The sequence below is a fragment of the Streptomyces sp. NPDC002868 genome, assembly GCF_055563295.1.
In genome coordinates this window covers 17,652-44,173 of sequence record NZ_JBVHDR010000008.1, presented here as the reverse complement: position 1 = coordinate 44,173, position 26,522 = coordinate 17,652, and the positions used below count along the sequence as shown (strand labels likewise).

The 26,522-nt window shown below is 69.0% G+C and carries 27 protein-coding genes and 2 tRNA genes; 24 read left to right on the top strand and 5 right to left on the bottom strand.

The annotated features are described in order from the left end of the window. The first annotated feature begins 10 nt into the window (after positions 1-10). The 13 genes from ACZ3H8_RS23605 to ACZ3H8_RS23545 all read left to right on the top strand — a co-directional run bounded on the left by ACZ3H8_RS23605 (position 11) and on the right by ACZ3H8_RS23545 (position 10,517). Positions 11-271, top strand: coding sequence for a hypothetical protein (locus tag ACZ3H8_RS23605; protein WP_389561268.1), 261 nt, complete (start codon positions 11-13; stop codon positions 269-271). Beyond that, positions 271-804: a WhiB family transcriptional regulator gene (locus ACZ3H8_RS23600; protein ID WP_467404884.1), complete on the top strand. Its 534-nt coding sequence runs from the start codon at positions 271-273 to the stop codon at positions 802-804. The genes ACZ3H8_RS23605 and ACZ3H8_RS23600 overlap by 1 nt, the downstream gene beginning before the upstream one ends. After that, complete coding sequence (locus tag ACZ3H8_RS23595) at positions 801-1,832, top strand: DUF2637 domain-containing protein (RefSeq protein ID WP_467404883.1); 1,032 nt, start codon at positions 801-803, stop codon at positions 1,830-1,832. Before ACZ3H8_RS23600 ends, ACZ3H8_RS23595 begins: the two co-directional genes overlap by 4 nt. A gap of 244 nt (positions 1,833-2,076) precedes the next feature. Further along, complete coding sequence (locus tag ACZ3H8_RS23590) at positions 2,077-4,197, top strand: cell division protein FtsK (RefSeq protein WP_467405438.1); 2,121 nt, start codon at positions 2,077-2,079, stop codon at positions 4,195-4,197. A gap of 140 nt (positions 4,198-4,337) precedes the next feature. Then, entirely contained in the window at positions 4,338-4,610 is a 273-nt protein-coding gene (locus tag ACZ3H8_RS23585) for a hypothetical protein (protein WP_467404880.1), read from the top strand. Positions 4,611-4,615: 5 nt separating this feature from the next. After that, positions 4,616-4,804 (top strand): hypothetical protein, encoded by a 189-nt coding sequence (locus ACZ3H8_RS23580; RefSeq protein WP_467404879.1) that lies wholly within the window; start codon positions 4,616-4,618, stop codon positions 4,802-4,804. A gap of 11 nt (positions 4,805-4,815) precedes the next feature. Further along, positions 4,816-5,436 carry a hypothetical protein gene (locus tag ACZ3H8_RS23575; protein WP_467404877.1) on the top strand — a complete coding sequence of 207 codons (621 nt, stop codon included), beginning with the start codon at positions 4,816-4,818 and terminating at the stop codon, positions 5,434-5,436. Between the two features lie 4 nt (positions 5,437-5,440). Continuing rightward, on the top strand, positions 5,441-5,578 hold the full coding sequence (locus ACZ3H8_RS23570) for a hypothetical protein (RefSeq protein WP_467404876.1): 138 nt from the start codon (positions 5,441-5,443) through the stop codon (positions 5,576-5,578). Positions 5,579-5,598: 20 nt separating this feature from the next. Then, on the top strand, positions 5,599-6,156 hold the full coding sequence (locus ACZ3H8_RS23565; protein ID WP_467404873.1) for a hypothetical protein: 558 nt from the start codon (positions 5,599-5,601) through the stop codon (positions 6,154-6,156). Between the two features lie 88 nt (positions 6,157-6,244). After that, positions 6,245-7,090 carry a bifunctional DNA primase/polymerase gene (locus tag ACZ3H8_RS23560; RefSeq protein WP_467404872.1) on the top strand — a complete coding sequence of 282 codons (846 nt, stop codon included), beginning with the start codon at positions 6,245-6,247 and terminating at the stop codon, positions 7,088-7,090. Continuing rightward, positions 7,087-8,754 carry an ATP-binding protein gene (locus ACZ3H8_RS23555; RefSeq protein ID WP_467404869.1) on the top strand — a complete coding sequence of 556 codons (1,668 nt, stop codon included), beginning with the start codon at positions 7,087-7,089 and terminating at the stop codon, positions 8,752-8,754. The genes ACZ3H8_RS23560 and ACZ3H8_RS23555 overlap by 4 nt, the downstream gene beginning before the upstream one ends. Before the next feature lie 171 nt (positions 8,755-8,925). Continuing rightward, complete coding sequence (locus ACZ3H8_RS23550; protein WP_467404868.1) at positions 8,926-9,129, top strand: helix-turn-helix transcriptional regulator; 204 nt, start codon at positions 8,926-8,928, stop codon at positions 9,127-9,129. Next, the gene (locus ACZ3H8_RS23545) at positions 9,129-10,517 is read left to right on the top strand and encodes a tyrosine-type recombinase/integrase (RefSeq protein WP_467404865.1); all 1,389 of its coding nucleotides are present in this window, start codon (positions 9,129-9,131) and stop codon (positions 10,515-10,517) included. The genes ACZ3H8_RS23550 and ACZ3H8_RS23545 overlap by 1 nt, the downstream gene beginning before the upstream one ends. 201 nt (positions 10,518-10,718) lie before the next feature. On the opposite strand, the gene ACZ3H8_RS23540 is transcribed toward ACZ3H8_RS23545, so the two are convergent. Further along, positions 10,719-10,791 (bottom strand) — tRNA-Arg (locus tag ACZ3H8_RS23540). Positions 10,792-11,108: 317 nt separating this feature from the next. Between ACZ3H8_RS23540 and ACZ3H8_RS23535 the strand changes: the two genes are divergently transcribed. The 5 genes from ACZ3H8_RS23535 (at position 11,109) to ACZ3H8_RS23515 (ending at position 17,597) form a co-directional block, all read left to right on the top strand. Then, positions 11,109-12,710 (top strand): dynamin family protein, encoded by a 1,602-nt coding sequence (locus ACZ3H8_RS23535; protein WP_467404862.1) that lies wholly within the window; start codon positions 11,109-11,111, stop codon positions 12,708-12,710. A gap of 5 nt (positions 12,711-12,715) precedes the next feature. Further along, positions 12,716-14,533, top strand: coding sequence for a YfjP family GTPase (locus ACZ3H8_RS23530; protein ID WP_467404860.1), 1,818 nt, complete (start codon positions 12,716-12,718; stop codon positions 14,531-14,533). 119 nt (positions 14,534-14,652) lie between these two features. Beyond that, complete coding sequence (locus ACZ3H8_RS23525; RefSeq protein WP_467404858.1) at positions 14,653-15,078, top strand: single-stranded DNA-binding protein; 426 nt, start codon at positions 14,653-14,655, stop codon at positions 15,076-15,078. Between the two features lie 346 nt (positions 15,079-15,424). Next, positions 15,425-16,771, top strand: coding sequence for a Cys-Gln thioester bond-forming surface protein (locus tag ACZ3H8_RS23520; protein WP_467404857.1), 1,347 nt, complete (start codon positions 15,425-15,427; stop codon positions 16,769-16,771). A gap of 364 nt (positions 16,772-17,135) precedes the next feature. Beyond that, entirely contained in the window at positions 17,136-17,597 is a 462-nt protein-coding gene (locus ACZ3H8_RS23515; protein ID WP_467404855.1) for a hypothetical protein, read from the top strand. Positions 17,598-17,717: 120 nt separating this feature from the next. Here ACZ3H8_RS23515 and ACZ3H8_RS23510 read toward each other — a convergent pair. Beyond that, positions 17,718-17,810, bottom strand: a tRNA-Ser gene (locus ACZ3H8_RS23510). 76 nt (positions 17,811-17,886) lie between these two features. Between ACZ3H8_RS23510 and ACZ3H8_RS23505 the strand changes: the two genes are divergently transcribed. From ACZ3H8_RS23505 to ACZ3H8_RS23485, 5 genes are all read left to right on the top strand, one after another. After that, on the top strand, positions 17,887-18,267 hold the full coding sequence (locus tag ACZ3H8_RS23505; RefSeq protein WP_467404852.1) for a hypothetical protein: 381 nt from the start codon (positions 17,887-17,889) through the stop codon (positions 18,265-18,267). Positions 18,268-18,636: 369 nt separating this feature from the next. Next, positions 18,637-19,137: a DUF6083 domain-containing protein gene (locus ACZ3H8_RS23500; protein WP_467405436.1), complete on the top strand. Its 501-nt coding sequence runs from the start codon at positions 18,637-18,639 to the stop codon at positions 19,135-19,137. 249 nt (positions 19,138-19,386) lie between these two features. Beyond that, entirely contained in the window at positions 19,387-21,051 is a 1,665-nt protein-coding gene (gene ettA / locus ACZ3H8_RS23495) for an energy-dependent translational throttle protein EttA (RefSeq protein ID WP_467404851.1), read from the top strand. A 9-nt stretch (positions 21,052-21,060) separates the two neighbouring features. Then, the gene (locus tag ACZ3H8_RS23490; protein ID WP_467404849.1) at positions 21,061-21,546 is read left to right on the top strand and encodes an acyl-CoA thioesterase; all 486 of its coding nucleotides are present in this window, start codon (positions 21,061-21,063) and stop codon (positions 21,544-21,546) included. Next, positions 21,543-22,208: a DUF8010 domain-containing protein gene (locus ACZ3H8_RS23485; RefSeq protein WP_467404847.1), complete on the top strand. Its 666-nt coding sequence runs from the start codon at positions 21,543-21,545 to the stop codon at positions 22,206-22,208. Before ACZ3H8_RS23490 ends, ACZ3H8_RS23485 begins: the two co-directional genes overlap by 4 nt. Before the next feature lie 51 nt (positions 22,209-22,259). On the opposite strand, the gene ACZ3H8_RS23480 is transcribed toward ACZ3H8_RS23485, so the two are convergent. Beyond that, positions 22,260-22,664 carry a globin gene (locus ACZ3H8_RS23480; RefSeq protein WP_467404845.1) on the bottom strand — a complete coding sequence of 135 codons (405 nt, stop codon included), beginning with the start codon at positions 22,662-22,664 and terminating at the stop codon, positions 22,260-22,262. Positions 22,665-22,763: 99 nt separating this feature from the next. Between ACZ3H8_RS23480 and ACZ3H8_RS23475 the strand changes: the two genes are divergently transcribed. Continuing rightward, positions 22,764-23,750 carry a methyltransferase domain-containing protein gene (locus ACZ3H8_RS23475; RefSeq protein WP_467404844.1) on the top strand — a complete coding sequence of 329 codons (987 nt, stop codon included), beginning with the start codon at positions 22,764-22,766 and terminating at the stop codon, positions 23,748-23,750. A gap of 51 nt (positions 23,751-23,801) precedes the next feature. On the opposite strand, the gene ACZ3H8_RS23470 is transcribed toward ACZ3H8_RS23475, so the two are convergent. Together ACZ3H8_RS23470 and ACZ3H8_RS23465 are read right to left on the bottom strand one after the other, a co-directional pair. After that, complete coding sequence (locus ACZ3H8_RS23470; RefSeq protein WP_467404841.1) at positions 23,802-25,040, bottom strand: FHA domain-containing protein; 1,239 nt, start codon at positions 25,038-25,040, stop codon at positions 23,802-23,804. Positions 25,041-25,114: 74 nt separating this feature from the next. Then, positions 25,115-26,473, bottom strand: a complete 1,359-nt coding sequence (locus ACZ3H8_RS23465) for a vWA domain-containing protein (RefSeq protein ID WP_467404840.1) — start codon at positions 26,471-26,473, stop codon at positions 25,115-25,117. Between the last annotated feature and the right edge of the window lie 49 nt (positions 26,474-26,522).

Here is a 26,522-nt window from a genome sequence, read left to right as displayed (position 1 = left end):
AGGAGCACTGATGAAGTCATTCATTGCTGGTCATGTGGCCTTATCGGCCCATGACTTCGCCGAGTTGTCGCTCGGCTTAGACGTTGAGCTGTTCGCAGGCTCACCCGGTGAAACGCGCCCGGAACGGCGCGTTCGGCTGGCGGTCGCTCGGGAAGCTCTCGCCGAACTTGTCGAAGCGGGGGAGTCGGACGAGCTCACGGCGGGCGTTGCCGCGCTGGCGCAGTCGCTGCTGCGCGGCCGTCAGGCGCGGTGTGTGAAGGCGGTGGCCTGATGAGTGGGCTGATCGCCGGTACGCGCAATGGGCATCTGACGGGCCGGACGCCTGGCGCCTGGGAGCTTGGATTCGAGCTGGCTCCGGATCCGGGGCTCGCGGCCGCGCTGTGCAAGGGCATCGAGCCTGAGCTGTTCTTCCCCGAGCGTGGCGACCGGCCTACGGCGGCCCTGGCGCGGGAGATCTGCGCACAGTGCCCGGTGGTGGAAGCCTGCCTGACCGATGCCCTCGCGAGCGAGGGCAGTGCCGGTCACGCCAACCGCTTCGGGATCCGCGGCGGCAAGAGCCCGGAGGAGCGACACGCGATCTACCTGGGCACTCGAAGGCCGGCTCTGGTCGATGACGCGAGCGAGTCGGCCCCGGCCCTACGGCAGATCAAGCCGAAGCGGGAGCCCGCCAAGTGCGGTACTCGAGGCGGCTATCAGCGACACCTGCGACAGAACGAGAAGCCGTGCGACCCGTGCCGGTTCGCCAACACTGAAGCTGACCGTCGTCTGCGCTCCACAGGTTCGACCAAGGGGGCGGCGGCATGACGCGCCACGAGGTGCCGGCACTGGCGAAGCCGGAGAAGGTTCTGCTCGGCGCGGTCGCCGTGACGGCGGCCGCAGTCGGTGTACTGGGACTGGCATCGTCGTTCGAGGCGGTATCGGCGGCAGGCGCGCGCTGGGGCTTCGCCACACCGTGGATGCTGCCGGTCGGCATCGACATCGCTATCCCGGTGTTCACCGCGGCCAACCTGTTGCTGATCCGGGTCAACATGCCCTTGGTGTGGGTGCGGTTCGTTCCGTGGGTGCTGACGCTGGTGACGTGCTGGCTGAACGTCGCGGCCGGGCACTCACTGTCCGCGAAGGTCGCGCACGGCACGATGCCGCTGCTGTGGGTCATGCTCTCCGAGATCGCCGCGCATGTGTATGCGGTCCGGATCGGTGCGGCGACCGGTCGTCGGATGGAGAAGATCCGGCGCTCGCGCTGGCTGCTGGCCTTCCCCTCCACCTTCGCGCTGTGGCGCCGGATGACGCTGTGGGAGATCACCTCGTACACGGACGCGCTGACCCGCGAGCGTGAGCGTCAACTCGCCCGCGCGGACCTGCGCGACCGACACGGCCGACGGTGGCGCTCCGAGACGTCGCGACGCACCCGCGTCTTGCTCAAGCTCGGTGAGCTCGCCCCCGCCGACGCCCCGGCCGAGGAGCTTGCGGCAGAGCCGGTGAGCCTGGAGAAGCCGCAGGCCGAACCGAACAACCCCCCGGCCGCGCCCAAGCCGGTCAAGTCCGAGTCCAAGCCGCGCGTGAAGCACGTCGCGGCGGCCCGCACGGCGGCCGCGCACACCGCGCGCGGCAGCGATCCCGAAGAGCAGGGCGAGGCCCGCGCGTGGGTCTCGGAGCGGCTGCGCGCGGGTCATGAGGTCGCGTGGCGCGAGCTGGCCAAGGAGTCGGGGCGGGGGGAGACCTGGTGCCGCGCGCGGATCCGCGAGGCCAAGGACTTGGTCACTGCCGGAGCAGCGCACGCCGCGCCTGTGGAGCGGCAGGGCCTGCACCTGGTGCCCGTCGGGAGCGAGTGAGCCTCACCGGCACCCGTTGCCGCGTCCGACCTTGCTCGGCATGTGCGTGATCCGCGCCCACCCCGAAGAACAACGCGCCGCTTGACCCGTACAGCTTCCGCTCAGTGGGGCCCGGACGGTCGGCCGTCCAAAGCGCCGTTCGGGCCCCTTCCAACTCCACATGAGGAGCAGACCTACCGTGTCTGAGATTCACGTCAATGGCCAGTCGGGAGAGCCTGAGCGCGAGGGCGCTGAGGTCTTCGACATCACTACCAAGCGCCCCGCCGTCCCGGCACCCGCGCCGCCCGTCGAGGCGGAGCCCGCGCCGCCTGCCCCGCCTGTCGAGGGTGAGGAGTTGGAGGAGGGTGAGGCTCCGCCCGTACGGCCGGTGGACTCGCCCACGCTGCCCTCGCCGGGGGTGACGACGTACAAGCGTCGGCCGATCGTGCCGAGTTGGCTGCGCTCGAAGCCGGGGTTCGTGTCCACGGTTCAGCGGGCGACGGGCAATGCCCTGTACGCCACCGCCTATCACGGCGTTCGCACTCCCTGGTACGCGTTGCAGCTCGGGATGCTCGCGCCGCGCGGCACAGCCCGCCTGGTGCGCGAGACGAGCCAGTGGGTGTGGGATGCCGAAGGAGCCCCGCTGCGCGCGTACGAGGTGCGGCAGGAGAACACGGCCGAATACCTCAAGCTGTCCCGCCAGCGTGACGGACGCGTGCGGCTGCGGGTGCTGATGGCCACGGTCGGGATCGTGTTCGGCGCCGCTGTGGCGCTGACCCTGTACGTGATGGCGCCCGGCTGGCTGGCGGTGTTCGCGTCGGCCGCGGTGCTGGTGGCAGGGTTCCGGGGTGCTCCGCAGGATCAGCCGGTGATCGGCCCGGCGGTGCTCAAGACCGAGCTGCAAAAGCTCACCGGCCCGATCGTGCTCCGCGCTTTGGACAACATCGGCAACGCGAAGCTGTCGGCCGCCATCAAGAAGGGCGGCGACATGAACGGCATGCGGTTCACTAGCGAGATCACCCGCGACGGCCCCGGATACCGCGCCGATGTGGACCTTCCGTGGGGTGTCACCCCGGAAGACATCATGGAAGAGCGCAAGCCGCTCGCGTCCGGCCTGCGCCGCAAGGTGGGCTGCGTGTGGCCCGCACCGGACCCGACCGAGCACGAGGGCAGGCTGATCCTTTGGGTGGGCGATAAGCCCATGAACGAGACCACGAAGCCCGCATGGCCGCTGCTCAAGAGCGGCATCGTGGACCTGTTCAAGCCCGTGGTGTTCGGCAATGACCAGCGCATGAGCGACGTGTCCGTGACGCTCATGTTCGCCTCCGTGGTGGTCGGCTCGATCCCACGGATGGGCAAGACGTTCCTGATGCGGCTGTTCCTGCTCATCGCCGCACTGGACCCGCGCGCTGCGCTGTACGCGTTCGACTTCAAGGGCACCGGCGACTTCGGCTCCTTGCAGCCGGTCTGCCACCGCTACCGGTCCGGGGATGACGACGACGACATCCTCTATGTCCTCGAATCGCTGCGTGAGCTGCGCGAAGAGATGAGGCGGCGGGCGAAGGTCATCCGGTCTCTGCCGACCTCGCGCTGCCCGGAGTCGAAGGTCACCCCGGAGCTGTCCAGTGACAAGAGCCTGGGGCTGCATCCGATCGTGGCGGGGTTCGACGAGTGCCAGATCCCCTTCGAGCACGAGAAGTACGGGGCGGAAATCGAAGACATCTGCACTGACCTGGGCAAGCGCGGCCCGGCGCTCGGGATCGTGACCCTGTTCGGCACGCAGCGCCCGGACGCGAAGTCGCTGCCCACCGGCATCTCTTCGAACGCCATCCTGCGGTTCTGCCTGAAGGTCATGGGCCAGCCCGCCAACGACATGGTGCTGGGCACCTCGATGTACAAGGCCGGATTCCGGGCCACGATGTTCTCCCGCTCCGACAAGGGCATCTGCTGGATGTCCGGCGAGGGCGACGACCCGCGCATCGTCGCTTCCGCGTTCGTGGACGCGGTCGGCTCCGAGCAGGTGGTGGCCCGGGCCCGGGTGATGCGCGAGGAGTACGGCAACGTCACCGGCCACGCTATCGGCCAGCAGCCCGAGAGCGGTGAAGTCGCCTTCGACCTGCTCGCCGACATCCTGCGCGTCGTGCCCGCCGATGAGGACAAGGTGTGGAACGAGAAGGTCGCCGCCCGCCTCGCCACCCTGCGGCCGGATATCTACGGCGGCTGGAAGGCCGAGACCGTCGCGAAGAACCTGCGGCCGCATGGGATCACCGTCCAGGACGTGTGGGGCAGCACGAGTGCCGGCAAGGGCACCACACGGCGCGGCATCGCCCGCGCCGACATCACCAAAGCCGTCACCGAGCGTGACAGTAGGCGGTCCGGGGGCTGACTCGGAGCGGTGCTAGACCTAGCAGCCACCGCTGCTAGGTCTAGCACCCCCGCTAGCACCCCAAACCGGCTCTGATCAGCAACCTCGCACCTAGCACCCCACCTGCACAAACACCGGAAACCCCGCCTGGAAGGCACTCCATGGCCCTTCTCCTCCTCGCTGGAGCCTGCCTACTCGCCATCACTCTGTGTTACGTGAGTCTGTGTGCGGCCAGCCCGTTCGGCAACTGCCGCAAGTGCCGCGGCTTCGGCTACCAGCTCACCACCGACCGCAAGGGACGCCCCAAGCGCGGCAAGCACTGCCGCCGCTGCGACGGCATCGGCAAGCGCATACGCGTCGGACGGCACCTGTTCAACCTCTGGTCCGAGATCTACCGCAAAGGCACCGCCAACCACCCCACCGCGAAGGGATAACCGCCGTGGCCATCACCGTCTCGCTCGTCGCCCTGTTCGGGCTGGTCCTGTTCTTCCTGCTCCGCTCCAAGACCCTCGGCTACGGCTCCGCCTTCATCGCCATGATGTTCGGCTTCCACCTCTCCGCCACCGGAGCCTCCAAGCCCATGAACGACCTCACCACCGCCGTCATCGACGCCGTCAGCAAGCTGTAGAGGGGCCCGTGATGAACGAACCCATCGTCGCCCGCCACTGGCTCGCCCTCGCCGCCCCCAAAGCGGCCCCGGCGCTGGCCACCTCCACGGTGCTCATCCTCGGCAGGATCTGGAACGCCAACGGCGCAGAACACTCCGTCGGCAACGCCGTGTTGATGGTCGTGCTCGCCACCGGAGCCGCGACCGCCGGCGCTTTCGCGTCGGCCGGTTGTGCCGGTGACCCTGTCATCGCCGGGACCGCGTTCGCCGCCTCCGGAGGGCTCGCCCTCGCAGGCGTCGCCGGATACGCCGATGGCCTCTCGCTGCCGCTGCTGCTGTGGGTCCTTGCCACCGCCGTCACGTACGGCATCGCGGCCCGCTACTGGCGCACCGACCGCCGCGACACCCTCGCCCACCACCGGCACACCGCCGAGCGGCGCGAGGAACACGGCCACATCGAACGCGTCGAAGCCCTGCGCGCCGGGGCACAGATCGAGGTCGCCCGCGAGGGCGCGGCGTACGCCACCGCACTCGCGCAGGCCCTCATTCACCGCGAGGCGCTGCCCGGTTTCGACCCCGCCCAACTCACCCGCGCAGGACTGCCCGAACTCCCCGCCACCGCCCACACCTTCGAGATCACCAAGGAGAGCTGACCTCGTGAACGAGTACGACGACGAGTTCGTCGAGTGCGAGCTGTGTGCCCCCACCGACGACAGCGAGCCCTACCCCTACGCCCACTGCTGCCAGTGCGGCGACACCGGCGCGGGCGACGTGCCCGAGTGCACCTGCGAGTAGTCCCGGAGAGGAAGCCCACGATGACGAACACCAACCCGAAGGACTTGGCGACCCAGGCCGCTGAGGCGATCCGCAACCTCAACCACGCCACCCAGAGCGCCAAAGGCGCGCTGACCTACCCCGGTGACGCGTACAAGACCGTCGCGTCCCTCAAGCTCCTCACCCAGCGACTGCCGCAGAGCTTCGACCAGCTCTACGACTTCCTGGGGACGCTCGCCAAGTCCGGAGCGGTCACCGCGGACTACGGCGCACCTGGCGACCACATCAACGAAGCCCGCTCCGCCCTCGCCTCCGCCACGCTCATTGCACAGAACCTCACCGAGCACCTGGACCGCGCCCACAGCGCGCTCGCCCCACTCGGCTACGACATCGGCACCGACGAAGCCGAAGGCGCTGGCTCCGATGCATCCGACGTCGCGACAGAGGCCGCGCTCCGCCTGCTGGACGTAGACCGCGCTGTCAACGACGCGTGGGGCGGTCACAGCGACGGTGCGTACCCGCCAGACAACCCGGAGAGCAGCAGCGACCCCCGCGGCTACGTCCGCCAGGAGTACGCCCTCTGGGCCAAGCGACAGTAGGCACGCCCGTGGGCGGGTGTCTCCGGCCAAGGAAACCCACCCGCCCACGGTCTCCGTGTCCCGATCAAAGAAACAGGAGACCATCAGAATGCCCCAGTACGAACCGGGCGGACACCTCAGGGCTGCGCTTGAAGCTGCGGCCCGCGGCTGGCACGTCTTCCCCCTCACCCCCGGCGACAAGACACCAGCGGTGCGCGACTGGGAGTCTCAGGCCACCAGGGAGCCCGTGCAGATCACTCGCTGGTGGCGAGGCCGCCGGTACAACATCGGCATCGCTGCCGGCCCCTCCGGGCTGGTCGTCGTCGACCTCGACACCCCCAACGACGCTGCCGACACCCCGCCGCGTGAGTGGGCGCTCCCCGGCATCGTCGATGGCACCGACGTGTTTGCTGCCCTCTGCGAGCGGCGCCACCAGGACTTTCCCGGCGATACCTTCACCGTGCGCACCCGCAGCGGTGGCACTCACCTGTACTTCGCCGCACCCGAGGGCGTTCGGCTCGGCAATACCGTGAAGAAGCACGGGTGGAAGGTCGACACCCGGGCTGCCGGGGGGTACGTCGTCGCAGCGGGCAGCATCGTCGAAGGCCGCCTGTACGAGATCGTCCACGACACGACGCCCGTCACCCTTCCCGACTGGCTCACCAAACTGTTCACCGCGAGTCCCGCCGCAGCCTCGCCCCGGCCGTCAGCACTCGCCCCAGTCGCAGGCCGCCGGGCACTCGGTCTCGTACGTACCGTGCTGGACGCGGGCGAGGGAGAGCGCAACAACCGCCTGTTTTGGGCTGCCCTGCGCGCCTACGAACACGGCGGTGAGGCGGTGGACAGCATCATTGCCGCCCTTGTCGACGCGGCTCTGACTGTGGGCCTTCCTGAACGAGAGGCCCGCGACACCGTCGCCTCCGCCGCACGCAGGGTCCGAGGCGGGCAGCGATGAATACCGAGACGAAAGCCCGGGAACTGCTGACCGCCAATGGCGTCGACCCGGATGAGAAAGCGAGCGGCAAGGGGCCGTCGCAGGCGTCCCAATTGGTCGCCCTCGCCCGGCAGCGCTTCGACGTCTTCATGTCCGATGACGGCCGCCCCTATGCCGTCCCCAAAGGCGGACCGAACATCGCCCTACCGCTGCGCGGCAAGGCCGGCCTGCGCTCCCAGCTCGCCCGCATCTATACCGACGCCACCGGCGGCAACGTTCCCTCACAGTCCGCTCTTGCCGACGCGATGACCGTCCTCGAAGGAGTCGCCGCAATTGCCGACCCGTGCACGCCGCAGTTGCGCACCGCACGCCACGAGGACCGCATCGTCGTCGACCTCGCGACCCCCGATGGTCGCTGCGTTCTCATCGGCCCGGATGGATGGGAGCGAAGTCCGCGCTCCCCGGTTCTCTTCCGCCGCTCTGGTGCGATGAAGATTCTGCCCGCCCCGATCCGAGACGGCGACGGACTGGCCAGGCTGCGCGCTCTGATGAACACCAGCGACGAGGGATTCCATCTGCTCACCGCCTGGTTGGTCGCGTCATTCATCCCGGACCTGCCGCACCCGATCCTGACCTTTCGAGGCGAGCAAGGAACCGGAAAATCCAAGGGTGCCGCAATGGTCATTGGCATCGTCGACCCGTCCGGAGCGCCGAAACGTACCGCACCGCGGGACGTGAAGTCCTGGGCGACTCAGGCTTTCAACTCATGGGCGCTGTGCATCGACAACGTCTCGTACATCCCGGACTGGTTCTCCGACGCCCTGTGCCGCGCGGTCACCGGTGACGGCATCGTCGACCGCGCCCTGTATACGGATGACGACGTCGTCGTGTTGGAGTTCCGGCGCGTTCTCGCAATGACCACCATCGACGCGGGAGCTCTCGCAGGCGACCTCGCGGAGCGACTCCTGACCATCGAGCTGCACACAATCCCGGACCGAAACCGGCGCGAAGAAGCCGAGTTGGACCACGCCTACCGCGACGCGCACCCCGCCATCCTCGCCTCGCTCTTCGACCTCCTGTCCAAGGTCCTGCGTGCACTCCCCGAAGTGGAGCTCACCCACCGGCCGCGCATGGCCGACTTCGCCCGCGTCCTGGCGGCCGTCGACCACGTAACCGGATGGGACACACAGGGCAGTTACCGGGCAACCGCAGCCGACGCGGTCGCCGACGTCCTCGAAGGCGAGCCCTTCGCCCGAGCCATCGTCGACCTCGTCCGGACCGCCGGCCCCGCAGGGCTCTGCATGTCCGCAGCCGACATCCTCGGCAAGGTCGCCACTCCGGAAAGGCTGCCCCGCAAGTGGCCCAAGGACCCCACGCGCGCAGGCGGGCAACTCAAGCGCCTCGCGCCAGCTCTGCGCGCTATCGGCATCGACGTCGACGACACACAGCGTGAACCCGACGGTAACCGCTCCCGCCTCTACCGACTCACCCCAGTAGAGAGAAGCTGCATTCCAGCACCCGCAGCACCCGCAGCACCCGGAATGCATTCTGACCAGCACGAACGTCCGGGTGCTCAGGTTGGATCCAGCACCCGCACAGCACCCGCCAGCACCCCGCAGCACCCGATTCCGGGTGCTGCGGGGTGCTGCGGTATCGCCAGCACCCGGGAGCCGCACCCTGGCTGAACAGCAGGAGTTCCCCACTCCGGGTGCTGCGGGCGCTCCGGGCGCTGCAATGCAGGCCATCTCTGGTCCGTCCGCCCTATGCGAAGGATGCCGCACCCCTCTCGACCCCATCCTCGTAACGCAGGGTGACACAACGCATCCCGGATGCGAGCCGAGCGAGGGGACCGCGTCGTGACACCTGCCGCGGCGAAAGCGCGGGACGAGAAGCTCACCCTCGCCGAGATCTGCAAGGACCTGAAGATCTCACGCTCCACCTTCTACGACTGGCGCTCGAAGGGCCGCGCCCCAAGGTGCATCAAGCTCCCCAACGGCGACATCCGTATCCGCCGAGGCGACTACGAGAACTGGCTTGACGATCGTGAGGAGAGCGCCTGATGGACACCACTTACAACGTCAAGTTCTGGAAGACATCGATCTACAAGGGCAGGCGCAAGACCTCCCACACCGTGCGGTGGGAACTCGATGGAAGAGAGTGGAGGGCGCCATTTGGGACTCGTGCTCTCGCGGATGCCTTCCGCTCCGAACTCGTCAGCGCTGCCCGCCGGGGCGAGGCATTCAGCCTGACTTCTGGCCGTCCGGTGTCACACCAGACTGGTGCGAGCGCGGTCAACTGGTACAACTTCGCAGTCCAGTTCACGGACGCCAAATGGGTCCGCACTTCTGGGAACAACCGCAAGAACGTGGCAAAGGCGATGATGACGACCACCATCGCGCTCCTGCGTACGCAGCCGACCGGCTTCAAGCCGATCGATGTCCGCACGGCGCTGCGCGAGTGGGCCTTCAACACAAAGCAGCGCGACACTGCTCCGCCCGACGTCGCAACCATCCTCAAGTGGGTCGAGCGAAACACCCTCTCGATGGCTGCCTGGGAAGACCCCCGCAAGGCTGAAGAGGTGCTGAACGCCCTGGCCACGAGGCTGGATGGCCAAGCTGCCGCTGCATCGTCAGTAAAGCGAAATCGACGGATCCTGAACGTCGCCATGGAGTACGCGGTGAAGCACCAGATCCTGCGCAGCAATCCGCTGCCAAAAGGGAGAGGCACTTCACCCAAGACATCCTCGGCGGTCGATAAGAGGTGTCTGCTCAACCCGGCGCAGGCTGGGGGATTGCTTGGGTGGGTCTGGCGTCGCCCCCGTGGCGGCCGGCGCCTACATGCGTTCTTCGCGACCCTCTATTACGCCGGTCCGCGGCCGGAAGAGGCGGTGGCGATGCACGTACGCGACGCTCTGCTGCCGGACGAGGCCGCGGACGACCAGTGGGGCGAATTGCTGCTCCACACCTCGCAACCCGAGGTCGGCAAGCAATGGACCGACACGGGCAAGGTCCATGAGGAGCGCGGGCTGAAGGGTCGCGCGGCTGACGACACCCGGACTGTGCCCTGCCGACCCGCCTTGTCGAAGATCTTGCGCGAGCACATCAAGGCGGAGAGGCTGCGGCCCGGCGATCTGCTGTTCCCAGGGGAGAAGGGCGGGATACTGGCAGGTTCAGTCTTCCGCCGGGCCTGGCGCTCTGCCCGGCAGCAGGTGCTCACCCCGGATGAGTACGCGTCGCCGCTCGGCAAGAGGGTGTACGACCTGCGGCACACGTGCCTGACGAACTGGTTGAACAACGGGGTGCCGCCGGCACAGGTGGCCGAGTGGGCAGGCAACAGCGTGCCCGTGTTGCTTGCCACGTACGCCCGGTGCATCTCGGGTCAGCTCAAGGATCTTCAGAAGCGCATCGAGGCGGGGGAGTCCTTGCCAGACCTGCACGGCGGGAGCTGACGCAGCACCGGGAAACTTCCCCGCGTATTCTCCGGGGCCACCCGCAGAAACCCGGTATCAGCCGGACGCCGCCGGACCCTCCCCGCGATGGCCAGGGGAGGGTCCGGCGCTTACGCGTCTTCTACCCGTGGCCCGCTATGGTGCCTCTGACCAGCAAAAAGACCCTCCGGGGTGGAGGGTCTGTCGGTAGTGCGGGCTGTGCGCCCCCGGCAGGACTCGAACCTGCGGCCAAGCGCTTAGAAGGCGCCTGCTCTATCCACTGAGCTACGGGGGCCGGATCGTGGCCTCGGTGGCCTGGAGCCCCTGGTGGGTCGTCCGTGAACCTTGCCGGGGACAAGGATAGGGCTCCGATCGCCTTGACCCGGTTGCTTCACCTGCGTGGCACGATGTGGAGGTTCGGTGAAGCGAACCGATAATCGCAGGCAGGTGCGATTCCTGCAGCGCTTTTGACGTCTCGCGTCTCGGGTGTTGTGCACTCGTTATGCCTGCGCCCCACTCGTCCCGTCTGTCCCGTCTGTCCGACCGGCGCGCAGAGAGGTCCATACGCTTCAAAAAGCCGCCAAAATTGGGCATTCTTCGCATGTGGTGACCTTGGATGCACGGCCTCAGCTGATCGACGCACTATCCGCCCTCCGCGACCGTGTCGCCGCCGTGCGTCTTCCTCTTCCCCTTCCCGGTGCCCCGCGCGCCCGGCAGACGCGCGCAGAGCTTCTTGCGCAGCTCGATGATTATCTCGTGCCCCGGCTCAAGGAGCCCGAAGCGCCGCTGCTCGTGGTAGTCGGCGGATCCACCGGGGCCGGGAAGTCGACTCTCGTCAACTCGCTGGTGGGGCGGCGGGTCAGCGAGGCGGGGGTGCTGCGGCCCACCACGCGTACGCCGGTGCTCGTGTGCCACCCCGACGATCATCACTGGTTCGCGGGGATGCGGGTGCTGCCGCAGCTGACGCGCGTATGGCACCCGCATCAGGACGAGGCCGAGGGGGCGGAGGTCGGCGGACGGGAGGGGGAGGAGGAGAGCTCCCTGCGGATCGAGACAGCCGTCACCCTGCCCCGCGGGCTCGCGCTCCTCGACGCACCCGACATCGACTCGCTCGTCGTCGAGAACCGGCTGCTGGCCGCCGAGTTGATCTGCGCCGCCGATGTGTGGGTGTTGGTGACGACGGCATCGCGGTACGCGGACGCCGTGCCGTGGCATCTGCTGCGTACGGCCAAGGAGTACAACGCCACGCTGGTGACCGTGCTCGACCGGGTGCCGCACCAGGTGATCACTGATGTCTCGCGGCAGTACGCGGCGCTGCTGACCAAGGCCGGTCTCGGGGAGGTGCCGCGGTTCACCATCCCGGAGCTGCCCGAGTCGGCGGGCGCCGGCCGTGGGCTGCTGCCCACCACCGCCGTGGCTCCCCTCTACGCCTGGCTGGCCCACCGGGCGCAGGACCCGGCAGCCAGACAGCAGACCTTGGGGCGTACGGCGGCGGGCGTGATCGACTCGCTCAACGCGCGGATGCCCGAGCTCGCGGCGGCGGTGGCGGGGCAGTACGCGGCGGCCGTACGGCTCACGGGCGCGGTAGAGGAGGCGTACGAGAACGAGCGCGAGCGGGTACGCAAGCAGCTCCGGGGCGGGGCGGTGCTCGCCGGGGACGCGCGGACCCGCTGGCGTGGCTATCCGCGCGACAGCTCCGCGGGCGAGCTGCTGGACTCGCTGGTCGGCAGCCTGTCCGCGCTGCTGCAGTGCGCCGTCGCCGCCGCCGACGAGCGCGTCCAGGAGGCGTGGCGGCGCGAGCCGGCCGCGCGGGCGGTTGTCGTCCAGGGACGGCTGGATCTGGAGACGGCCGAGCGGATCGGGATCGCCGTACGCCGCTGGCGGCGGGAGTTGGAGGAGCTCGCCGAGGAGGAGGTGCGCCGGCTGGAGATGAGTGTGTCACCCGACCCCGAGGCGGTGGCCGCACTGGTCGCGGCCGCGCTGCTCGGCGGGCGGCGGGCCCGCGGCGCGGGGGAGCGGCTCGCCGAACGAATCGGGGCGCAGGGCGCGCTGAAGCTGCGCGACAAGGGCGGCGAGCTGATGGCGACGTACATCGACGGCGTACTGCACAGCGAACGAGACCGTCGCCTCGCACCCCTCGACGCACTCGAAGTGACCCCTGAGCCGCAGGCCGAGCTGATCGCCGCGCTTTCCGTACTGCAGAAGGAGAGGTGACGGCGGTGACCGCCATCACGGACGAACGCGCTGACGACGAGAACACCGACGACGAGAACGAGGACGGCGGCCGCTGGGACGACGGGCTGATCGCCCGGCGCGCGGACGGCTGGGACGATGCGGGGGAGGACGGGACGGACTCCGAGGAGGACCCGTGGGGCGAGGTGCATGTGCCGATCGGCGGGCCGTACGTAGGGCCGCTGCGGGTACGCCTGGACGCCCTGCGCGAACTGATCGGCCTCTCGCGGACCCGGCTGGACGGGAAGACCCTCGCCGAGGCGGGACGCGTCCTGGACGAGGCCGCAGCCCGGCAGCGGCTCTCCTCGCGGCACACCGTCGTCGCCATCGCAGGCGCGACGGGCAGCGGGAAGTCGACGCTCTTCAACGCGCTCGCCGAAGTGCCGCTCTCGGAGACCGGGCTGCGCAGACCCACCACCGCGGCGCCGATCGCCTGCACCTGGTCGGAGGGCGCGGCCGGGCTGCTGGACCGGCTCGCCATCCCGCCACGGCTACGGCGAAGGCCCCTGGCGGGCGGCGACGAGGAGCTGTACGGGCTGGTGCTGGTCGATCTGCCCGACCATGACTCGGCCCTGGTCAGACACCGGGAGCAGGTGGACCGGGTCGTGGCACTGGTGGACGCGGTGATCTGGGTCGTCGACCCGGAGAAGTACGCGGACGCCGCCCTGCACGAGCGGTATCTGCGGCCGCTCGCCGGGCATGCGGAGATCACGTTCGTGGTGCTCAACCAGATCGACCGGCTGCCTGGCGAGGCCGCCGACCAGGTGCTCGACGATCTGCGCCGGCTCCTCGACGAGGACGGCATGGCCCTTGGCGAACACGGCGAGCCGGGCGCCACCGTGCTCGCGCTCTCCGCCCTGACCGGGGAAGGCGTCGGCGAACTGCGCGAGCTGATCGGGAAGTTCGTACAGGACCGCAATGCCGCAGCGCGCCGGCTGTCCGCCGATGTCGACGCGGCGGCGGCGAAACTCCGTTCGGTGTACCTCGCCGACGGGCACACCGGCCTCCATGAACGCTCGCGCGAGGACTTCGCGGCCCGGCTGGCGGAGGCGATCGGCGCGAACGCGGCCGGTGAGGCGGCGGAGCGCGAGTGGCGCAGGAACGCCAGCCGGGCGTGCGGGACGCCGTGGCTGCGGCTGTGGCGCTGGTACGAACGCATGCGTACGCAGGGGAGCGGGCTGCCGGAGCCCGCGGCTCCGGTCGAGGACGAGCTCACGGCACGGCAGCGGGTCGAGCAGGCGGTGCGTACGGTCGCGGACGAGGCGGCCGCGGGGCTGCCCGCGCCGTGGGCGCAGGCGGTGCGCGAGGCGGCGGTGCGCGGGGCCGATGGGCTGCCGGAGGCGCTGGACGAACTGGCCGTGCGCGAGGCGGCGGCGACGAACGGGCGGCCGCTGCGTCCCGCGTGGTGGCCGGCCGCGGTGCTGGCGCAGGCGTCGATGACGCTGGTTCAGATCTTCGGGGGACTGTGGCTGGTGGGCCAGATCGTCGGTGTACTGAAGCCGGGGCTGCTGCCGCCGGTGTTGCTGATGCTCGCCGGGATCGTGGGCGGGCCGCTGGTGGAGTGGGCGTGCGCGGCGGCTGTACGGGGGCCGGCGCGGCGGTACGGGCAGGACGCGCAGCGGCGGCTGCGGGAGGCGGCGTCCGGGTGCGGGCGGGCGAAGGTGCTCGACCCGATCGCCGGGGAGCTCATGCGCTACCGGGAGGTGCGCGAGCAGTACGCGACCGTGTCGGGGAAGGCGGGGGCCGGCAGGGCCGGTGGCGGTTCGGGGATTGGCGGGGGCGGGACGGTCCGGCTTCTGGGGTGACGGGGTTTTCCACAAAAGCCGGGTGGTCCACAGGCGTCGGCGGGATCTTCCCGTCCGGTCCAGCATGGAGATCGGTCAGGACAGACCGGGCCAGGCAACCGGACGGGGAGGTGGCCGTCGTGAACGACACGATGGTGACGGTGGTGGGCAATGTCGCCACGAATGTGGAGTACCGGGAATCGGCGGCCGGGGGGATGGCGCGATTCCGTTTCGCGGTGACACCGAGGCGGTACGACCGGCAGAGCGGAAGCTGGACCGACGGGCACACCAGCTTCTACACGGTCTTCGCCTGGCGGTCACTCGCCATAAATCTGGCCGGGTCGGTCTCCGTCGGTGAACCTCTTCTCGTCCATGGGCGGTTGAAGGTGCGCGAGGAGGAGCGGGACGGGCAGCGGAGGACGTCAGTCGAGATCGACGCGGTGGCGGTGGGACACGATCTGACGCGCGGGACAGCGGCATTCCGGCGGGTGGTGAAGGCGGAGCCGAATCTGACGCACCGTCCCACGCCCGAGGAGGTGCCGGCGATGGCGACGCCCGTGGGCTGACCTGGAGTTGGGTGGATTTGTCGATTCAGAAACGGGGTGACGGCCGTGTTCGGAAGAGCGTCGATGACGTTCGTCGATAACGATTCTGAGTCGGAATGGTTGTCTGACGGTATGACGGGGGACTGGGGTGCGCGGCGTCCATAGGATTCCCGCGTACTCACGGGGCACTTGAGTCTGCAGGCGAGGCACTCCCCCCACGCGTCACACGCGCACGTGATTCGACGTGAACACGTGCTCGTACGCGAACTAAGGACCTCGCTCGGAGGGGAATTCTGTGTTTGCTTTGTTCTCTGCGTCAGTTGGACGCAGGCGGGGCGCTGTTCGTCGTCTTACAGCCGCGGCTTTGATGTCGGGCCTGATCGCGAGCGGCTCCATAGCCGGCGCGGGTGCGGCAGCCGCCGACGACGGTGTCCAGCACCAGGGTGGCGCGGTCGCCACTCTCGATGGGCTGAAGACCTTTGACCGTGCCGTGCTCCACGCGGACGGCAAGAATCGCGAAATACCCGCCGGGCTCTTCGAGATGACTGTCGACGGCGGCGGTCGGCTGAAGACGTACTGCATCGACATCCACAACCCGACCCAGGACCAGGCGAAGTACCTGGAGACCCCCTGGAACCAGACGTCGCTGGGCGGCAACGAGAACGCGGGCAAGATCCGCTGGATCCTGCAGCACTCCTACCCCCAGGTCGACGATCTGGGCGCGCTGGCCAAGGACGCGGACAGCGGCCCGCTCTCCGAGCGCACCGCGGCGGCCGGCACCCAGGTCGCCATCTGGCGCTATTCGGACAAGGCGGACGTCGAGGCGCTCGACCCCGCGGCGGAGAAGCTCGCGGACTGGCTGGAGAAGCAGGCCCAGGACGTGGCGGAGCCGAAGGCCTCGCTCAGCCTGGAGCCGAACGCAGTCTCGGGCAAGGCGGGCGGGCGGCTCGGTCCCGTGACGGTCCGCACGGACGCCGGGCAGGTCTCCGTGACCCCGCCGGCCGACGCGGCCGCCAGTGGGATCAAGATCACCGACGCGGCCGGCAAGCCCGTCACCTCCGCCGTCGATGGCACTCAGCTGTACTTCGACGTGCCGGCCGGTGCCGCGGACGGTTCGGCGACGCTGACCGCGCAGGCGACCACCTCTGTGCCGGTGGGCCGGGCGTTCGCCGGAGTGACCAAGAGCCAGACCCAGATCCTGGCCGGTTCCAGCGAGTCCACGGTCACCGCGAACGCGACGGCCACCTGGGCCAAGGCGGGCGCGATACCGGCGCTCTCGGCGAAGAAGAACTGCGCCAAGGGCGGCGTGGACATCACCGCGGAGAACAAGGGCGACGCTCCGTTCACCTTCGAGCTGGCGGGCCTGAAGCACACGATCCCGGCCGGGGAGTCCAAGACGGTCACCGTTCCGGTCGCCGAGGACCAGGCGTACGACTTCACCATCACCGGGCCCGACGGCTTCAAGAAGAACTTCAAGGGTGTGCTGGACTGCAAGACCACCGGCACCCCGAGCCCGGGCACGGACACCCCCTCGTCCCAGCCCAGCCCGGCCTCGGCCGGCGGCACGTCCTCGGGTTCCGGGGGCGGCGACCTCGCCGAGACGGGCAGCTCCAGCGCCACCCCGATGATCGCGGGCGTCGCGATCGCGCTCGTCGTGATCGGCGGCGGCGCGGTCTTCTTCCTCCGCAGGAAGAGGGCGACGGCCGGCGAGTAGTGACCACGCGTAAGTGTGGAGTGACACTGCGCTGACGACGGCCCCGGTGCGAAGCGCGCACCGGGGCCGTCGCGTTGAGCCGGCGCGTCGAGCAGGGGGAAGGCAGTGAAGGAAGCCGGTCGGAAGGCATGCGGTCCGAAGGAAGCCGGCTCAACTCCACCAGCACGGCCCCGCCACCTGGACGCCAGGAACCACGCCCGCTCCACGGTGTGTGGGTCGACGGCAGACGGGATGGAAGCTGGGGTGAGTGGTGGGTTGAGGATGGCCGACGCCGCCCCGCCTGCACAACTCCGCCGCGACCTGTCTCGCTGTGGGCGGTCACCAGGCGGTGCAAGTACCTTTGACCACCGGCCGAAGGAGAATCGTGAAGTACGCAGTCGTGGAGGAGCAGGGGCAAGGCACCTACTGGCATGACCCCAGCCCCTATATCGCCAAGCTGTCCGAGATCCTTCCGGCGCTGCCTCCTGGGGCACGAGCCTTTGCTTCGCACTCCGAGCACTACGACTTCTCGGCACCACGCTGCGTGAAGGATCTGAGACCCCAAGAGCTGCCTTCAGCTGCTGATTGCCTGGGTCAGTACGAGCTTCGGTTCACCTGGTCAGGGGGTGAGAGCGACGTGCTCACCATCCGCTACAGGGGTGTCAGCAGCGTTCAAATCACGTCTGACGACGGTGGTCCTGTCGAGCTGTCCGACTACAACACCGTGCGCCTGGACGAAGTCCTCCCGCACGAGGCCGGATGCAGCCATGAGCTGAGGCTGACGACCGGAACCGTGCGGATCGAGTGCGCGGACCTCACAGCGAGCTGGGCGCCGATCAGCAGCTAACCGGGCGTGCCCCTTCCGTGCCCGATCGAGCGGGTAACCCCGGGGAACAACGGTCACTCATGGGCAGAGACCACAGAAACGGCCCCTGACCGATTTTCCTGGTCAAGAGCCGTTCACGTGCGGTGGGTATGGGATTTGAACCCACGGTGACATCGCTGCCACGACGGTTTTCAAGATCGTCGACAGTGTTGACTCGGCCATCAAGACTCCACCGACCTTGCAGATGTCTTCCCGTGGCAACGTCCCCTCCCCCCTGTCGTCACGTAGGGCGTATGAGATGTTGCGGTCGGTGATCAGTGGAGGTGAAGCTGAGCGGGATGCACCGGATCTCAGCGAGCGCGGACTGAACCGCGCTGGTCGCGGTGCGCGAGGAGAGCGTGCGATGCGGATGATGATGAAGGCCCGCATGGACACCCAGATGTCGAATCAGGTGACGAAGGGCGGAACGATGCCCAAGTCACTGAAGTCAGCCATCGAGCAGCTGAAGCCGGAGGCCGCCTACTTCACCCCTGAGGGCGGGCGCTCCATGATTCTCGTATTCGACATGCAGGACAGCTCGCAGCTGCCCTCCATCGCAGATCCGTTCTTCCAGGAGATGGGCGCGGAGGTCACATTTGAGCCGGTCATGAACCTCGACGATTTGCAGAGGGGCCTTGCTGCCCTGAAGTAGCAGAACTGACCTCGGCGACCGCACGCTGATCAGCCGGAGAGACCTCAGCGATCGCCCGGGGTAGTTCGCCTCGAGGGGCAGCCTGACATCCCCAGCTGACATCAACGACAGCGGACAGCAGCAGCACCGAGCGGTCAGCAGCAGTGACCTTGCCCGCACTGTGGCCAGGCGTGACAGCTGCCTGATCGAACTCCTAAGCGGCGCTCGCTGCTGCGCCACGCCGCACCAGACCGAGCGGCCTTCTAGATCAACGCAGCTTCCCAAGCTGAGATTGCAGAGCCGCCCGGCTCGGGATCCACAACGGCCGCGCGCCGATGCGACCCGAACGCGCCCTTTCGACCCTGAACGTCCGTGCTCACTCTCGGACGCATGGGGGCGATTGGGGTCAACGCCGGGATCGTATGTCAACGCTGTGGTGACGACGGCGCATCGGTGAGCGAACGTGGTCGCATCAGCCTCATGGCCCTGCTCTGCGACCGCTGTTGGAAGACGCACGCCGATGAGCTTGCCATCCACGAGGGCGCCACAGACGCGCACAGGCCCGAACCTGATCAAGATGACGTGACTCCGCACGACCCACCGCGCTGCCCTCACTGCAAGGCCGAGGTCAGGCCCTATCCGACCAACTATGACCGCTGGGTCCACCTCGCTACCAAGGACTACCCGGCAAAGGACGTGCCTCCTCGCTACCGGTGGCGCCTTGTGGCCGTCCGGGCTCGTCACTCCAGCATCCCCACTGAGTTTGTAGCCGTGAGGGTCCGCGGGATCGAACCACTTCCCGGTGACCTCGTACGCCCTGCCCATCGGGCGGTGTGCCTCAGCCCGGACGCCATGGACGAAGTCGAGCAGGAGCAAGTCTCGGACTTGTAGCGAAAGCGGTCGCGTGACGCTCGGACGAGGTGTGCCTTGATGGCTTCCAGCCTCAGGCTCGGGCCGTCTGTGGGCCGTGCAAGGTGGCTCGACGACGACCAACGACGACAACCAGTGACAGTTCAACTACAAGGGTGACCTGTGAAGGGGCAGGTCAGCGGCCCCCGGCCATACGGGTTTCGTTCCCGGGGTGGCGGTCAGGCAAGATGGGGTGTATCTGCCCACCCACTTCTTGCCGGACGGTTTCTCTTGGCTGAGTACATCTACACGATGCGCAAGACGCGCAAGGCGCACGGCGACAAGGTCATCCTCGATGACGTGACGCTGAGCTTCCTGCCCGGTGCGAAGATCGGTGTGGTCGGCCCCAACGGCGCCGGTAAGTCCACCGTGCTGAAGATCATGGCCGGTCTGGAGCAGCCCTCCAACGGCGACGCCTTCCTCTCGCCCGGCTACACAGTCGGCATCCTGCTGCAGGAGCCGCCGCTGGACGAGTCGAAGACCGTGCTGGAGAATGTCCAGCTCGGCGTCGCCGAGGTCAAGGGCAAGCTCGACCGGTTCAACGAGATCGCCGAGCAGATGGCGACCGAGTACACCGACGCCCTGATGGAAGAGATGGGCAAGCTCCAGGAGGAGCTCGACCACTCCAACGCCTGGGACCTGGACGCCCAGCTCGAGCAGGCCATGGACGCGCTCGGCTGCCCGCCCGGCGACTGGCCCGTCACCAACCTCTCCGGTGGTGAGAAGCGCCGCGTCGCCCTGTGCAAGCTGCTGCTCGAAGCCCCCGACCTGCTGCTCCTCGACGAGCCCACCAACCACCTGGACGCCGAGTCCGTGCAGTGGCTGGAGGCGCATCTCGCCAAGTACGCCGGCACCGTCGTCGCGATCACCCACGACCGGTACTTCCTCGACAATGTCGCGGGCTGGATCCTGGAGCTCGACCGCGGCCGCGCGATCGGCTACGAGGGCAACTACTCCACCTACCTCGAGACCAAGCAGACGCGTCTCAAGGTCGAGGGCCAGAAGGACGCCAAGCGCGCCAAGCGGCTCAAGGAAGAGCTCGAGTGGGTCCGCTCCAACGCGAAGGGGCGGCAGGCCAAGTCCAAGGCCCGTCTGGCCCGTTACGAGGAGATGGCGGCCGAGGCCGACAAGATGCGGAAGCTGGACTTCGAGGAGATCCAGATCCCGCCGGGCCCGCGGCTCGGCAGTGTCGTCGTCGAGGTCGACAAGCTCTCCAAGGCCTTCGGTGACAAGGTCCTCATCGACGACCTCAGCTTCACGCTGCCGCGCAACGGCATCGTCGGCGTCATCGGTCCGAACGGCGCGGGCAAGACCACGCTGTTCAAGATGATCCAGGGGCTGGAGGAGCCCGACTCCGGTGAGATCAAGGTCGGCGAGACCGTCAAGATCAGTTACGTCGACCAGAGCCGCGCCAACATCGACCCCAAGAAGTCCCTGTGGGCCGTCGTCTCCGACGAGCTCGACTACATCAATGTCGGCCACGTCGAGATGCCGTCCCGCGCCTATGTCTCGGCGTTCGGCTTCAAGGGCCCGGACCAGCAGAAGCCGGCCGGTGTGCTGTCCGGCGGTGAGCGCAACCGCCTCAACCTGGCGCTGACCCTTAAGCAGGGCGGCAATCTGCTGCTCCTCGACGAGCCCACCAACGACCTCGACGTCGAGACGCTCTCCTCCCTGGAGAACGCCCTGCTCGAGTTCCCCGGTGCGGCCGTGGTCGTCTCCCACGACCGCTGGTTCCTCGACCGCGTCGCCACGCACATCCTGGCGTACGAGGGCGACTCCAAGTGGTTCTGGTTCGAGGGCAACTTCGACTCGTACGAGAAGAACAAGGTCGAGCGGCTCGGCCCGGACGCCGCCCGTCCGCACCGTGCCACGTACAAGAAGCTGACCCGGGGCTGAGGTTCACACATGGCCCGGCACATCTACCGCTGCCCCCTTCGCTGGTCGGACATGGATGCCTTCGGGCATGTCAACAACGTCGTCTTCCTGCGGTATCTGGAAGAGGCGCGCATTGACTTCATGTTCCGGCTGGCGCCGGGGGACGGTTCCCCGTCGTTCTCCGGCGGGTCTGTCGTTGCCCGGCACGAGATCGACTACAAGCGGCCGCTGGTCCACCGGCACGAGCCGGTGATCATCGAGTCATGGGTGACGAAGGTGGGCGCGGCGTCGCTGACCATCGCGTACGAGATCAAGGACGCGGAAGGGGCCTCGCAGGTGTATGTGCGGGCCTCGACCATCGTCGTGCCGTACGACCTGAGCGCGGCGCGTCCGCGCCGGATCAGTGCGGAGGAGAAGTCCTTCCTCCAGAAGTACCTCGACGACGCCAACGACGCTGACGAGATGGCTGACGAAAACGCCGACGAAAACGCCGACGAGGGTGCTCTCGCGGCATGAGCGTGCCCGTGCAGAGTCTGCACTTCGCCGACGCGGGGGAGGCTGAAGATCTCGCAGCCTTCCTCTCCCGGCTGATCCATTACGACCGCGCCGCCGCCGTCCGGCTCCAGGCCGGCGGTGGCGCGCTCGCCGTTTTCGGGCGTCCGCCCTCCTTCGAGGTGCTCGCGATCCGTACGGCAAGGCTCGGTGACCGAGTCGAACTGGATGTCACCGTCTCCGCCGGTGAGCTGCTGGAGTCCCTCGGCGGGGCGGAGTTCACCGTGCCCGCCGCCGTCACCGGGCCGCCCTGGGCCGGCCTGCTGCCGCCGCGCGGCGGCTGGCGGGAACTGCCCGGGCTGCCCGAAGTGACCGCGATGCGGGGCGCGGTGGCCGCCGCCGTGGCTGAATTCCGCACCCGGGACGAGCAGTTGCCCGCCGAGCGGCGTACGCGCGGCGAGCGGGACCGGATCGGGCGCGAGATATGGTCGCGCACCGTCGGCGGAACCGGGCTGCCGCTGCGTGCCGTGCACGCCGCCCAGTCGCTCGGCTTTCTGCGTCCCGGAGTCCCGGTCGCGCTGCTGTCCACGGGCGCGTGGCTCAGACTGCGTACGCCCTTCGGGTCGATCGCCGTACGCAAGAACGGCCTCGGCGGACTGACTGTCACCCCCACCAGGCCCGGCTGACCCGCTCGCACGCGTGCGTGACCGGGCAGATTGCCTGGGTTCCGATGCCGATCAGTCCGCGGTGTTCAGCATGGAGGCCGCGGCGTACGTGAGGTAGTTCCAGAGCGTCCGCTCGTGGTCCTCGGACAGGCCCAGCTCGTCGACGGCGGTACGCATGTGCTTCAGCCAGGCGTCGTGCGCGGCCCGGTCGACGGTGAACGGCGCGTGCCGCATCCGCAGCCGCGGGTGGCCGCGGTTGTCGCTGTAGGTGCGGGGCCCGCCCCAGTACTGGATCAGGAACAGCGTGAGCCGCTCCTCGGCCGGACCCAGGTCCTCCTCCGGGTACATCGGCCGCAGCTGCGGATCCTCGGCGACGCCCTGGTAGAAGCGGTGGACGAGGCGCCGGAAGGTCTCCTCGCCGCCGACCTGTTCGTAGAAGGTCTGCTCCTGAAGCGTGCCGCGCGGAATCTCTTTCACCTGACCATCGTCTCAGATTCACCGGCCGAGGACCGAGGCCCTAGGACCATCCACGATCGGGTGCTCGCCTCAGGCGCGGCGCCGCAGGACAGTGGATGCATGGGTGTGGATCTGGAGCAGTATGCCGAGCCGGCCGCCGAGGCGCGGCGGTCGCTGGTGCGGGTGATCGTGGCCGAGGGCGGGCTTACCGATCCGGCCTGGCGGGCGGCGTTCGAGGAGGTGCCGCGGCATCTGTTCGTGCCGTACTACTTCGTGGGCCGGGCCGGCGCGTACGAGCGTCTGTGGTGCGAGGACCCCGATCCCATGCGGCGGAACCAGTGGCTGCGAGGCGCTTACACGGACGGGCCGCTCGCCACCCGGGTGCGCGACGGCGAACTGATTTCCTCCAGCAGCCAGCCCTCGCTGATGGCCATGATGCTCGAGGAGCTGGAGGTACGGGACGGGCACACCGTCCTCGAGATCGGCGCGGGCACCGGTTTCAACGCGGCGCTGCTCGCGCACCGGCTCGGCGACGAGCTGGTGACGACTGTCGACGTGGACCCGGAGATCACCGAGTCCGCGCGCACGCATCTGGCGTCCGCGGGCTACCAACCGGCTGTGATCACCGGCGACGGGGCGCGCGGCTGCCCGCAGCGCGCGCCCTTCGACCGCATCATCGCGACCTGCACGCTGTCGTCCGTGCCGTTCGACTGGCTGCCGCAGTGCCGACCGGGCGCGCGGATCCTGGCCCCGCTCTCCACCGGGCTGATCGCGCTGCGGGTGCGCGACGACAGCCGCGGCCGGACCGCGGAGGGGCACTTCCTGCGGACATCCGCGTACTTCGTGCCGCTGCGAGGCGGCGGGCTCGCCCGGGAGGGGCACACAAGCGGGCTGCCAAGGCGCGCGGCCGAGAACGATCTCTTCCGCTTCCTGCTGACGCTGACCGCGGGCAGCCTCGATCCGCACGAGGCGCTCTCGCTGTGGGAGCGGGAGCGGCGCCCGCAGCGGGACCGGTTCGGGGTCACGGTCAGCGGACAGCACCAGTGGGCCTGGCTGGACGACCCGGAGGGGCCCTACGCCTGGCCGCTCGGGCGTCCGTCCAGCTGACTGTCCTTGCTGACTGTTTGGCGGGCGGGGCCGGCGCGTTTACGGGCGGGGCTAGCCCCGGCGGATGGTGATGGTCGTCCAGGCGCCGACGTGGACCCGGTCGCCGTCGTTCAGCGGGATCGGGACATAGGGCTGGATCGGCTCCTCGGCGCCGTTGAGCGTGGTGCCGTTGGTGGAGTTCTGGTCGACGACGGCCCAGGAGCCGTCGGGCTGCTGGACCAGCACCGCGTGCTGGTGCGAGACGCCCGGGTCCTCCGGCGGGACGGACAGGTCGATGTCGGGGGACTCGCCGGTGGAGTGCCGACGGCGGCCGATCGTGATCTGGTTGCCGCCGAGCGGGAGGTGCTGCTCGGGGGAGTACGCGGGCAGGTTGAGGCCGCTGGCGTCGGGGCCGCTGCGCTGCATCATCGCGAGGAAGTACTCACGGTCGGGCGCTATGACGGCCGTCCAGCCCGCCGGAGCCTGGGTCTGGTACTGCGGCGGCTGCTGCGGACCGGGCTGCCCCTGGGGCTGCCCCTGCTGCCCCTGCTGCGGGCCAGGCGGCGGACCGGGCTGCTGGGCGTACTGCTGCGGCATCTGCTGCTGGAACGCCTGTGGCGGCTGCGGCGCTTGGGGCTGCTGCGGCGCCTGGGGTGCCTGCGGCTGCTGCGAGGGCGGGGACAGCATCCAGTCGTCGCCGCCGCCCGTCTGCTGGGGCTGCTGCGGCACGGCCGGCGCCGACGGCTGCTGGAAGGACGGCGGGGGCGGGCCGTGCGGGCTCTGCTGTAGCTGCTGGAAGGACGGCGGGGGAGGCGGCCCCTGTTGTTGGAACGCCTGCGGAGGCTGCTGCTGCGCCGACGGGTCGTTCATCAGCGGCTCGGCAGGCCGGTTCATCTGCGAGGGCCGCGAGCTCTGGTAGTCGTACGGATCGGGCTGCTGCGGGACAGGAGGAGGCGGCGGCGCGGGCGCGGGCGCCGGCTGCGACTGGAAGCCCGGCGGGAGGTTCAGCCCGGACGGCTGCTGCTGGGACGGGGCCACCGGGGTGTACGACGTCGCCGTGTGCGTGAGGAAGTTGTACCGGCACTCCTCGCAGAACGGGGCCATGGCCTCGCGCGGGGTGCGGCACTGCGGGCAGAGCTCGGCCTGGGCGGTGGCGTTCGGGTCGCCGGGGCCCGGGTAGCCGTAGGCCGGCGGCGGGGGAGGCGGCGGCGGAACGGCACCCGCGGGAGCGCCAGGACCGGCCATGCGGTGGCCACAGACCTCGCACCAGTCGTCGGAACCCGACTGGTGTCCGTTCGGGCAGGTCGGCATGTCGGCGCTTCCCCTTCTTCTCGTCCGGCCCGAGGGCCGTTTCACTTCTGTGTTTCTGTCGGCCTTTGTGCCGGCTACTTCTTCACACGAACCGTCTTGGTGGAGCGCGTTTCGAGCGTCATCTCGTCAGCCTCCGCGACCTTCGCCTTCAGTCGCACAGTACCTGTCGCGGCATCGACGACGTCCACCACCTTCGAAAGGAGTTTCGCCGTGTCCTCGTTGCCCGAGTCCGCCGCGAGTTGCACCGCACGGCCGAGCTTCGCGGTCGCGCCGTCGTAATCACCCGACTTACGGGCGTCAAGCCCCTGTTGGATGACTTGTGCTAGTTCGGCCTGGCCTGTGTAGTGCGCGACCTGCGGGTTGATCGAGGTGGACGCCACCATGTCGTCCGTCCACACCGCCCGTACAAGACCCTGCGACAGCACCTGCGGAGCCCCGCCGTCCGCGGCCGGAATGATCAGCGAGACCCGGGCCGCCAGCATCTCCTGGCCGATCCCGGCCTCCGGGACCTGCACGCATACGTGGTAGTCGCGGGACTCGTCGCCCCAGGAGCCGGTCGGATAGTCGCCGGCCCGCGGGCTCGCTTCCGTACGCCGTCCGGTCAACTCCTCGACCGTCGGCGCCACTTGCTTGACGAACTTGATCTCCACGCCGACGGGCGTCCACAGCCGCAGCGCCACGTCCGCGACCTCCTTGCCCATCGCGTTCTCCATCATGCTGGTGAAGTCCGCGGCCAGCTCTGCCGGGTTGGCGACGATGTCCGCCGTGCCGAGCAGCGCGGAGGCGATGCCGGTGACCTCCTTGACCTCCCAGTCGGTGCCGACGCCGCGGGCGTCGCACGTGAAGCGGCCCGCGCCGGCTTCGAGGGTGGCCCGCAGATCCTCCGGCGACTCGTGCTCGTTACGGCCGTCGGTGAGCAGGATGCCGTGCCGGATGGTGACATCGGAGCTTGCGAGCAGCCGGTCGGCGAGACGGAGCCAGGTGCCGATCGCGGTGCCGCCGCCCGCGGTGAGACGCCGCAGCGCCTCTTTGGCCTGGCCGCGGGTCCGGGGATCGGCGACCGCGAGCCGGCCGTCGCCCGGATAGACCTCGTTCGCCACATGTGTGCCCGCGACCACCGCGAAGGCGACGCCGTCGCGCAGCGTGTCGATGGCGGCGGCCGTGGCATCACGGGCGTTGCGCATCTTGGTCGGCGGATAGTCCATCGAGCCGGAACAGTCGACCATGATCACAACGGCAGCACTCGGCGCCTGTCCCGGTATGTACGCAGGTGAGCGCGTAGCGCCCGCGAGCGGTGCCCCGCCGCTGGTGCCGCCTCCGGTGGAGGCGACGGTGACGATCGCGTTCACCTCGCGGCCGCCCTCCGGCAGATATTCGTTCTGATACACCTCGACGGAGAACTGCGGCACTTGTGACTTGGAGAAATTGGCCATCTGATTGGCTCCAGGCTCCACTCGGGCAGAGAAATGACAGGAAGGTCCG